The organism is Nocardioides speluncae (assembly GCF_003121585.1).
Lineage (GTDB): Bacteria > Actinomycetota > Actinomycetes > Propionibacteriales > Nocardioidaceae > Nocardioides > Nocardioides speluncae.
In genome coordinates this window covers 376,089-386,106 of sequence record NZ_QEOO01000036.1, presented here as the reverse complement: position 1 = coordinate 386,106, position 10,018 = coordinate 376,089, and the positions used below count along the sequence as shown (strand labels likewise).

Here is a 10,018-nt window from a genome sequence, read left to right as displayed (position 1 = left end):
GGACACCCACCCACACCCAAAGGGCACAGGCAGGCAACATCTACAAACTAATTCATCGACTAAATGACACACTGTTGAGTTCTCAAACATCAGACGCACACCTGCACAGTCATCCAAGACCGCGTCCGGGGCAACCTGCAAAAACTTACCGGATCTTGGCCCCGCGGTCAAACCGAAGAGCGAGCGATCCGTGTCAGCACGCACTGATCCCCTGTCCGGTTGGCTGGTGAGCCAGAGGAAGGGGCCGCGGTGGCGACGAGGAGAAACACTACTCACTCGGCGGCGACATGCCAAATCGTTTACGTCGCGGCCCTGCGGGGCGGTACGGCGACACGGTCGGATCGCCGTCGAACCAGAACCGCCAGGGCCTCTCGGCGGCCTGTCGCAGGCCGACCCGCGGCCCGGTTCGGACCGTGTCGGGCGGCCTCGGACCGCCGTTGAGCTCGAGGAGCGCCGGCCCGCTCGAGAGGTCCACGCCGTTGTCGGCGAGGGTGAGGCCGAGCGCCTGACACAGGCGTGCAGGCCCTCTCGCGAGGTCGCGATCGCGGGCGCTGCCGCGTCGTTCACGCGCGACCTCCTGGCCCGCGACGACCTCGCCGGCCCGCAGCAACACCGCTGACGCCGTCCCGTCGGCGCCGGTCACCACGTTCGCGCAGTGGTGCATGCCGTAGGTGAAGTAGACGTACAGGTGGCCGGGCGGGCCGAACATAACCGCGTTGCGCGGCGTCCGGCCACGGAACGCGTGCGAGCCGGGGTCGTGCGCACCGTCGTACGCCTCGACCTCGGTGAGCCGGATGGCGACCTCGCTATGCCGGATCACCGCGCCGAGGAGGCGCGGTGCGACCTCGAGGACCGGGCCGGCGAGGAGATCGGCGAGGTCAGCCGAGCCAGCCACGATGCACGTCCACGGCGGCGGCGAGCTCGTCGAGCTGCTCGGCGACCCGTACCTGCGCGGTGCCGCCACGTCCGACCCGCGACGCCACCGATCCGTCGACGGACAGCACCTCGCGCACGTCTGGGGTGAGGTCCGGCGAGATCTCGGCGAGCTGGTCGTCGGTCAGCTCGTGCAGCTCGATGCCGAGCTCCTCGCACCGGCGTACACAGGCACCGGCCACCTCATGGGCCACCCGGAACGGCACCCGCTGCCGGACCAGCCACTCAGCGACGTCGGTGGCCAGCGAGAAGCCTTGCGGCGCCAGCTCGGCCATCCGCTCGGTGTTGAACGACAGGGTCGCCACCATCCCGGTGAAGGCAGGGAGCAGGACCTCGAGGGTGTCGACGGAGTCGAACACCGGCTCCTTGTCCTCCTGAAGGTCGCGATTGTAGGCGAGCGGGAGCGCCTTCAGGGTGGCAAGCAGCCCGCTCAGGTTGCCGATCAGCCGGCCGGCCTTGCCGCGGGCGAGCTCGGCGATGTCGGGGTTCTTCTTCTGCGGCATGATGCTCGACCCGGTCGACCAGGAGTCGTGCAGCCGCACGAAGTCGAACTCACGCGTCGCCCAGAGGATGACCTCCTCGGCGAGCCGGCTGACGTCGACGCCTACCATCGCGGTCACGAAGGCGAACTCGGCCACGAAGTCGCGGGCGGCGGTGCCGTCGATGGAGTTGGCCGAGGAGTCGGTGAAGCCAAGCTCGACGGCAACCGCGCGGGGATCGAGGCCGAGGCTGGAGCCGGCCAGCGCGCCGGAGCCGTACGGCGAGTCGGCGGCGACCCGGGCGTCCCAGTCCCGCAGCCGTTGTACGTCGCGCATCAGCGGCCAGGCGTGCGCCAGCAGGTGGTGCGAGAGCAGGACCGGCTGCGCGTGTTGCAGATGGGTACGGCCCGGCATCACGGCGCCGAGGTGAGCTGATGCCTGCGTCTGGAGCGCGGCGACCAGGTCGAGAACCTGGCCGGCGATGGTACGCGCATGGTCGCGGAGGAACGCCTTGAAGAGCGTGGCCACCTGGTCGTTGCGTGACCGCCCGGCGCGCAGCCGGCCGCCGACCTCGGTGCCGACCTCGTCCAGCAGCAGCCGTTCCAGCGCGCCGTGCACGTCCTCGTCGGACGGGTCGGGCAGCAGCTCGCCGGCGGCGTACCGCTTGCCGAGCGCCTCCAGCCCACGCTGCAGCTCGGCCAGATCGGCGTCGCTGAGCAGCCCCGCGGCGTGCAGGGCGTTGGCATGCGCGGCCGAGCCCGCCAGGTCGTACGGCGTCAGCCGCCAGTCGAAGTGGGTAGAGACCGACAGCGCGTCCAGCTCGGGACTCGGTCCTGAGGCGAACCGGCCGCCCCAGAGCTTGCCGGTGTTGGTCGTGTCCTTGTTGGGGTTCACGTCAGTCGGTTCCGAACTCCATGGCGGCATTCTCGAGGGCGAGCTCCTCGTCGCCCTCGACGGACGGGTTCTCGGCGATCTGCTCGGCGCCGCCGGCGGGCAGCTCTCCAAACAGGGTGCCGTGCTCGACCAGCACCTGGCCCTGGTCCAGAGGCTGGGTGGCGTACAGCTCGAGCTTGGCCCGCGAGTCGGCGATGTCGAGGTTGCGCATGGTGAGCTGGCCGATCCGGTCGCTCGGGCCGAACGCGGCGTTCTCGGTGCGCTCCATCGACAGCTTGTCGGGGTGGTAGGAGAACGCCGGCCCGTCGGTGCGCAGCACGGTGTAGTCCTCTCCCCTGCGCAGCCGCAGCGTCACCTCGCCGGTGACCAGCGAAGCGATCCAGCGCTGGATCGACTCGCGCAGCATCAGCGCCTGCGGGTCCAGCCAGCGGCCTTCGTAGAGCAGCCGGCCGAGCCGGCGGCCCTCGGCGTGGTAGTTGGCGATGGTGTCCTCGTTGTGGATGGCATTGAGCAGCCGTTCGTAGGCGATCCAGAGCAGCGCCATCCCGGGCGCCTCGTAGATGCCACGGGACTTGGCCTCGATCACCCGGTTCTCGATCTGGTCGGACATGCCGAGGCCGTGCCGGCCGCCGATCTCGTTGACCTTGTCGACCAGCGCGACCGGGTCGGCGTAGGTCGTACCGTCGATGGCCACCGGCCGGCCGCGGTCGAACCGGATCGTCACGTCCTCGGCCGCGATCTCCACGGCCGGGTCCCAGAACCTCACGCCCATGATCGGCTCGACCGTCTCCAGGGAGACGTCGAGGTGCTCCAGCGTCTTCGCCTCGTGGGTCGCACCCCAGATGTTGGCGTCGGTGGAGTAGGCCTTCTCCTTGACCGCGCGGTAGGGCAGGTTGTGCTCGGTCAGCCACTGGCTCATCTCCGCCCGGCCGCCGAGCTCGTTGACGAAGTCGGCGTCCAGCCACGGCTTGTAGATCCGCAGCTCCGGGTTGGCGAGCAGTCCGTAGCGGTAGAACCGCTCGATGTCGTTGCCCTTGAACGTCGAGCCGTCGCCCCAGATGTCGACCTGGTCGTCGTGCATGGCCCGGACCAGCATGGTGCCGGTGACGGCGCGGCCGAGCGGTGTGGTGTTGAAGTACGCGCGGCCGCCGGAGCGGATGTGGAAGGCACCGCACGCGAGCGCGGCCAGCCCCTCCTCGACCAGCTGCGGCTTGCAGTCGACCGCGCGCGCCAACTCGGCGCCGTACTGGATGGCACGCTCGGGCACGCTGTCGATATCGGGCTCGTCGTACTGGCCCAGGTCGGCGGTGTAGGCGCAGGGTACAGCGCCCATCGCACGCATCCAGGCGACGGCGACCGAGGTGTCCAGGCCGCCGGAGAAGGCGATGCCGACGCGCTCACCCTTCGGCAGGGTGGTGAGGACCTTGCTCACGACGTTCTCTTTCTGTTCGTGGTGGTTGTGGTGGTGTGCTCGGTGGTGGCGCCGTTGGCCAGCGCCAGGAAATGTCGGGCGAGCGTGTCGCCGCCCACGGGGTCGCGGCCGATCACCAGCACGGTGTCGTCGCCGGCGATGGTGCCGAGTACGGCGGGCAGCTCGGCCTTGTCGAACGCGCTGGCCAGGAACTGCGCCGCACCCGGCGGCGTTCGGAGGACGACCAGGTTGGCGCTGGCCTCGGCGCTCACCAGGAGCTCGCCGCAGAGCCGCGCCAGCCGGCTACCGGCAGCGGCGGTCTCGCGGGCGGGTGCCGGCGTCCGGTCCCCGCCCTCGGCGGGTACGGCGTACACCAGGGCGCCGGAGCCGGCCCGGACCTTGACCGCGTCCAGCTCGACCAGGTCCCGGCTGAGGGTGGCCTGGGTGACGTGGATGCCGATGCCGGAGAGCAGGTCGGCGAGCTCGGTCTGCGACTTCACCTCACGCTGCTCGAGCAGGTCGATGATCCGCTGCTGGCGGGCGTTCTTGGTGAGCGGGCTCAGCGCCGAGTCGTTCATCGCCCGCTCCCGACCAGCCAAGTGATCAGCGCCTTCTGGGCGTGCCGGCGGTTCTCGGCCTCGTCCCACACCACGCTCTGCGGCCCGTCGATGACGTCGGCGGCGATCTCCTTGCCGCGGTACGCCGGCAGGCAGTGCAGCACGATCGCATCGGGTCTGGCGAGGGCGGCGAGCGGCACCGTCAGCGAGTACGGCGCGAAGGTCGCGGTCCGCTGCTCGGCCTCGCCCTCCTTGCCCATCGAGACCCAGGTGTCGGTGACCAGCACGTCGGCGCCCGCCACGGCCGCCGCCGGGTCGACGAGGTAGCGGGCAGACCCGCCGGTCTCCCCCGCGATCTCGGTGGCCCGGGCCACGATGGCCGGGTCCGGCTCGAATCCGGCGGGCGCGGAGATCCGGACGTGCATGCCGGCGGTGGTGCCGGCAAGCAGCCAGGAGTGCGCCATGTTGGAGGCGCCGTCGCCCAGGAAAGACACAGTCACGCCGGCGAGCTCGCCGCGGTGCTCGGCGACGGTCTGCAGATCGGCAAGCAGCTGGCACGGGTGGAACTCGTCGGTGAGCGCGTTGATGACGGGGACGCCGGCGTAGGCAGCCATCTCGTCGAGCTTGGCCTGCTCGTAGGTCCGCCACACGATCACGCTGGTCTGCCGCCCCAGCACCCGGGCCACATCCGCGACCGACTCACGGGACCCGATGCCGGCCAGCCGCCCATCGACGACCATCGGGAAGCCGCCCAGCTCGGCGATGCCGGCACTGAACGACGCCTGGGTGCGCAGGGTCTGCTTGTCGAAGATCAGCGCGACCGACTTCGGGCCGGCAAGTGATTTCTCGTCGTACGGCGCCTGCTTGAGCTTTGCGGCGAGCGCCAGCACCTCGGCCTGCTCGGCCGGGGTCAGGTCGTCGTCGCGGAGGAAATGACGGGTCACGACGCCTCCTTGGCGGCGGCGAGGATCCCCGGCAAGGCGGCTGCGAACGCGGCCACGTCGTCCTCGGACAGGATCAGCGGGGGCGCGAAGCGGAGCGTGTGCGGGCCGGTGCTGTTGACGATGAAGCCTGCCTCCAGGGCGGCCGCGGCGACAGCCGGCGCGATCTCCTCGGCGAGGTCCGCGCCGATCAGCAGGCCCTCGCCGCGGACCTCGGAGACACCCGGCTCGGCAGCGAGCGCGTTGCTAAGGGCCTGACCGGTCTTGCGGACCTGGTCGAGCAGGTCGTCGGCCTCGATGGTGTGGAGCACGGCGAGCGCGGCGGCCGCGGCGACCGGGTTGCCGCCGAACGTGGTGCCGTGGTTGCCCGGCTCGAAGAGAAGAGCAGTCGCCCCGGTCGCGATCGTGGCGCCGATCGGGATGCCGCCCGCGAGGCCCTTGGCGAGCGTCACGATGTCGGCCTCGACGAACGGCTCGTCGAACAGCGCTGGGTTCTGATGGGCGAACCAGGTGCCGGTCCGGCCGACACCGGTCTGGATCTCGTCGAGCCAGAGCAGCGCGCCGTGCTGCTGGGTGATCCGCCGGGCGGCGGCCAGGTAGTCGCGCGGTGGGACCACGACCCCCGCCTCGCCCTGCACCGGCTCCATCACCACCGCCGCGGTCTTGTCGGTGACCGCAGTCGCCAGGGCCTCGGCGTCGCCGTACGGAACGAAGGTGACTCCGCCGGGCAGCGGCTCGAACGGCGCCCGGTAGGCCTCCTTCGCGGTCAGCGAGACTGCGCCCATGGTCCGGCCGTGGAAGGCGCCGGTGGTGGAGACGATCTCGGTGCGGCCGGTGAGCCGGGTCAGCTTGAGCGCGGCTTCGTTGGCCTCGGCGCCGGAGTTGGAGAGGAAGACCCGGCCGGGCGTGCCGAGCAGCCCGAGCAGGCGTTCGGCGAGCTCGACCTGGGGCTGGGAGGCGAAGAAGTTGGAGATGTGGCCGAGCGTGCCGAGCTGGGTCGCCACGGCCTCGAGGACCGCGGGATGGGCGTGGCCGAGGGAGTTGACTGCGATCCCGCCGAGCAGGTCGAGATACTCCTTGCCGTCGGCGTCCCAGACGCGGGCGCCACTCCCCCGGGTCAGCACCAGCTTGGGCGGGCCGAACGAGTTCATCAGCGCCGCGGCGTACCGCTGCTGCCAGTCTGTGCTGGTCGTCGGTGGGGTCACAGGAGCGCCTCCTTCGCCTTGCGGGTCTTGGTCTCGACGCCGGGCAGCACCTGGGTGCCGACTCCTTCGTCGGTGAAGATCTCCAGGAGTACGGCGTGCGGCTCGCGGCCGTCCACCACCGTCGCACGCGGCACGCCGTTCTGTACGGCGGTCAGGCAGGCGCCCATTTTCGGCACCATCCCGCTCGCCAGGCTCGGCATCAGCGCGGCCAGCGACTCCGGGCTGATCTCGCCGATCACGTCGTCGCTGGTGGGCCAGTCGAGGTAGAGACCCTCGACGTCGGTGAGTACCAGCAGCTTCTCCGCGCCGAGCGCCACCGCGAGCGCGGCGGCGGCGGTGTCGGCGTTGACGTTGTGGACCACGCCGTCCTCGTCGGGCGCGACGCTGGAGATCACCGGGATCCGGCCGGCCTCGACCAGGTCGAGCACCGCCTCGGGCCGCACCTTGGTGACGTCGCCGACCAGGCCGAGGTCGACCTCCTCGCCGTCGACGATGGTGTTGGTCGGGGTCGCCGTGAACAGGCCGGCGTCCTCACCGGAGAGCCCGACCGCGAGCGGTCCATGCATGTTGATCAGGCCGACCAGCTCCCGCTGGACCTGGCCCACCAGCACCATCCGGACGACGTCCATCGCCTCGGGCGTGGTGACCCGGAGCCCGCCGCGGAACTCCGACTCGATGCCGAGCTTGTCGAGCATCTGCGAGATCTGCGGGCCGCCACCGTGGACGACGACCGGCTTGAAGCCGGCGAAGCGCAGGAAGGCGATGTCCTCGGCGAAGGCGTGCTTCAGCTTGTCGTCGGTCATCGCGTTGCCGCCGTACTTCACCACGATGATCTTGCCGTGGTAGGTCATCAGCCACGGGAGCGCGGCGGCGAGGGTGGCCGCCTTGGCAGGGTCCGGCTTGGCCGGGTGATAGCTGTTCATGAGGAGTAGGCGCTGTTCTCGTGGACGTAGGCGTGGGTGAGGTCGTTGGTCCAGACGGTCGCCCGCTCGGAGCCGGCCTTGAGGTCGATGGTCACGCTGACCTCGCGCGGCTTGAGGTCGACTGTCGCCGGGTCGGCGGCCGGGGTGGACTGCCGGCACACCCAGACCCCGTTCATCGCGACGTCGAGGTCGGCCGGGTCGAACGCCGCGTCCGTCGTACCGATGCTGGCCAGCACCCGGCCCCAGTTGGGGTCGTTGCCGAAGACCGCCGCCTTGAACAGGTTGCTCCGGGCGACGCTGCGGCCGACCTCGACCGCGTCGTCCTCGGTGGCCGCGTTGATCGTGGTGATCGCGATCTCGTGGTCGGCGCCCTCGGCGTCCTTGAGCAGCTGCATCGCCAGGTCTGTGCAGGCCTGGGTGAGAGCGGCGGTGAAGTCGTCCGGGGGCGGGGTGATCCCGCTGGCGCCGCTGGCCAGCACGGTGACGGTGTCGTTGGTCGACATGCAGCCGTCGGAGTCGAGCCGGTCGAAGCTGACCCGGGTGGCGGCGCGCAGCGCCCGGTCAAGGTCGGGCGCGGGGACGACCGCGTCGGTGGTGAGTACGACGAGCATCGTCGCCAGCTGCGGCGCGAGCATGCCGGCGCCCTTCGCCATCCCGCCGATCGACCAGCCGGGCCCTTCCACCACGACCTGCTTGCTGACCGAATCGGTGGTCATGATCGCCTCGGCAGCGTCCGCGCCGTACGGGCCCAGTCCGGCGACGCAGGCGTCGACCCCGTCGAGCAGCAGCTGCCGATCGTTGGCCAGCCCGATCAGGCCGGTGGAGCAGACCACCACATCGACCGCGCCGATGCCGAGCCCGGCGGCCACCTGCTCGGCGACGGCGTGCGTGGTCTGGAAGCCGTCCGGGCCGGTGTAGCAGTTGGCGCCGCCGGAGTTGAGCACCACCGCCTTCACCACACCGTTCTTGACGACCTCTTTGCTCCACAGCACCGGGTTCGCCTGGCAGCGGTTGGCGGTGAAGACCGAGGCCGAGTCGTAGGCAGGGCCTTGGTTGGCGACCAGGGCGAGATCCTTGTTGCCGTTCGCCTTGAGACCGGCCGCGATGCCCGCGGCTGCGAAGCCGGCCGGATGCGTGACGCTCACTTCTTGGGTCCCTTCGCCGGGACCGCCTCGGCGACCGTGTGGCCACCCTCGCGCCAGGCCTCGGCCGCGCGGTCGGCGTCGTTGTAGGGGATCAGGATCCAGTCGGTGTCGAACGTCGACAGCGGGAACACCGTGATGCCCCGCTCGGCGAGCGGCACGAGCAGGCCGGCCAGTACGCCAACCAGGTCCGGCTCCAGCGGACCGTGAACCATGAACGCCGTCAGCGGCTTGATCGCCGGCACCTTGGTCGGCACGCTCCGGGTGGCGCAGATCAGCGAGGTCTCGTTGGCGGTCGCGGTGACCGAGAACAGGCTCGACGACTCCGCCCAGGCCGGGACCTCCGCCCCGGGGCCGAGCCGGACGATCGCCAGCTTCTCGGGGAACCGGCTGATCGTGTAGGTGGTCTCGACAGGCTCGACCTGCGAAAAGTCGTCACTCATGGCGCCAGTCCGATCGTGGAGAGTCCGGTGGTCTCGTCGAGACCGAGGGCGAGGTTCATGCACTGCACGGCCGCGCCGGCCGTGCCCTTCGTGAGGTTGTCGACCGCGCCGACCGCGACCAGCCGCTTGGCGGCAGCGTCGACGGTCACCTGGAGGTGGACGGCGTTGGAGCCGGTGACCGCCTTGGTCTGGGGCCACTGGCCGGGCGGCAGCAGGTGCACGAACGGCTCGTCCGCGTAGGCCTTCGCGTAGGCCGCGTACGCCTCGTCGGCGGTGACGTCGGCGGCCAGCGGCGCCGAGCAGGTGGCCAGGATGCCGCGCGGCATCGGCACCAGCAGCGGCGTAAAGGAGACCGAGACGTCCGCGTCGGTGAGCAGGCCGAGGTTCTGGGCGATCTCGGGGGTGTGCCGGTGGCTGCCGCCGACGCCGTACGCCGTGGCGTTGCCCATCACCTCGCTGCCCATCAGGTGCGGCTTGGCGGCCTTGCCCGCGCCGCTGGTGCCGCTCGCGGCGACGACGACCACGTCCGGCTCGACCAGGCCGGCGGCGAGCGCCGGGGCGAGCGTGAGCGTGCTGATGGTCGGGTAGCAGCCGGGTACGGCGATCCGCCGGGCGGTCCGCAGCAGGTCCCGCTGACCAGCCAGCTCGGGCAGGCCGTAGGGCCAGGAGCCGGCGTGTTCGCCGCCGTAGAACCGCGCCCACACCGTCGGGTCGGTCAGCCGGAAGTCCGCCCCGCAGTCGATGACCAGGGTGTCCTCGCCGAGCTGCTCGGCGAGCGCGGCGGACTGGCCGTGCGGCAGGCCGAGGAACACCACGTCGTGGCCGGCCAGTGTCTCCGCCGTGGTCGGCTCGAGGACGCGGTCGGCGAACGGGACCAGGTGAGGCTGGAGCGGCCCGAGCCGCTCCCCCGCGTTGGCTCCCCCGGTCAGGACACCGACTTGGACACCGGGGTGCCCCGCGAGCACCCGGACAACCTCTCCCCCGGCGTACCCGCTGGCGCCGGCGACGGCGGCGGTGAGGCGTGTAGTCATGTGCATGAACATACACGGTCATGCATGGCTTCGCATAATGGATATGCCGATCACCAGGC

The 10,018-nt window shown here is 70.8% G+C and carries 10 protein-coding genes; all 10 read right to left on the bottom strand.

Annotation, left to right across the window (positions count from 1 at the left end):
* Positions 1 to 268: 268 nt before the first annotated feature.
* Genes DDV73_RS19775 through argC form a run of 10 tightly spaced genes read right to left on the bottom strand, consistent with a single transcriptional unit; the run spans position 269 to position 9,965 of the window.
* Entirely contained in the window at positions 269 to 895 is a 627-nt protein-coding gene (locus DDV73_RS19775; RefSeq protein WP_109508953.1) for a DNA-3-methyladenine glycosylase, read from the bottom strand.
* Complete coding sequence (gene argH, locus DDV73_RS19770) at positions 879 to 2,336, bottom strand: argininosuccinate lyase (RefSeq protein ID WP_109508952.1); 1,458 nt, start codon at positions 2,334 to 2,336, stop codon at positions 879 to 881. The genes DDV73_RS19775 and argH overlap by 17 nt, the downstream gene beginning before the upstream one ends.
* Entirely contained in the window at positions 2,308 to 3,738 is a 1,431-nt protein-coding gene (argG, locus tag DDV73_RS19765; RefSeq protein ID WP_109508951.1) for an argininosuccinate synthase, read from the bottom strand. Before argG ends, argH begins: the two co-directional genes overlap by 29 nt.
* Positions 3,735 to 4,295: an arginine repressor gene (locus tag DDV73_RS19760; RefSeq protein ID WP_109508950.1), complete on the bottom strand. Its 561-nt coding sequence runs from the start codon at positions 4,293 to 4,295 to the stop codon at positions 3,735 to 3,737. The genes argG and DDV73_RS19760 overlap by 4 nt, the downstream gene beginning before the upstream one ends.
* Positions 4,292 to 5,218 (bottom strand): ornithine carbamoyltransferase, encoded by a 927-nt coding sequence (argF, locus tag DDV73_RS19755; protein ID WP_109508949.1) that lies wholly within the window; start codon positions 5,216 to 5,218, stop codon positions 4,292 to 4,294. Before argF ends, DDV73_RS19760 begins: the two co-directional genes overlap by 4 nt.
* A complete protein-coding gene (locus DDV73_RS19750; RefSeq protein WP_276310136.1) occupies positions 5,215 to 6,420 on the bottom strand; it encodes an acetylornithine transaminase in 1,206 nt (401 codons plus the stop codon). The genes argF and DDV73_RS19750 overlap by 4 nt, the downstream gene beginning before the upstream one ends.
* Positions 6,417 to 7,343, bottom strand: a complete 927-nt coding sequence (argB, locus tag DDV73_RS19745) for an acetylglutamate kinase (protein ID WP_109508948.1) — start codon at positions 7,341 to 7,343, stop codon at positions 6,417 to 6,419. The genes DDV73_RS19750 and argB overlap by 4 nt, the downstream gene beginning before the upstream one ends.
* Positions 7,340 to 8,488: a bifunctional glutamate N-acetyltransferase/amino-acid acetyltransferase ArgJ gene (gene argJ / locus DDV73_RS19740; RefSeq protein WP_109508947.1), complete on the bottom strand. Its 1,149-nt coding sequence runs from the start codon at positions 8,486 to 8,488 to the stop codon at positions 7,340 to 7,342. The genes argB and argJ overlap by 4 nt, the downstream gene beginning before the upstream one ends.
* Entirely contained in the window at positions 8,485 to 8,928 is a 444-nt protein-coding gene (locus DDV73_RS19735) for an ACT domain-containing protein (protein ID WP_109508946.1), read from the bottom strand. The genes argJ and DDV73_RS19735 overlap by 4 nt, the downstream gene beginning before the upstream one ends.
* Positions 8,925 to 9,965: an N-acetyl-gamma-glutamyl-phosphate reductase gene (gene argC, locus DDV73_RS19730; RefSeq protein ID WP_109508993.1), complete on the bottom strand. Its 1,041-nt coding sequence runs from the start codon at positions 9,963 to 9,965 to the stop codon at positions 8,925 to 8,927. Before argC ends, DDV73_RS19735 begins: the two co-directional genes overlap by 4 nt.
* Positions 9,966 to 10,018: the final 53 nt, after the last annotated feature.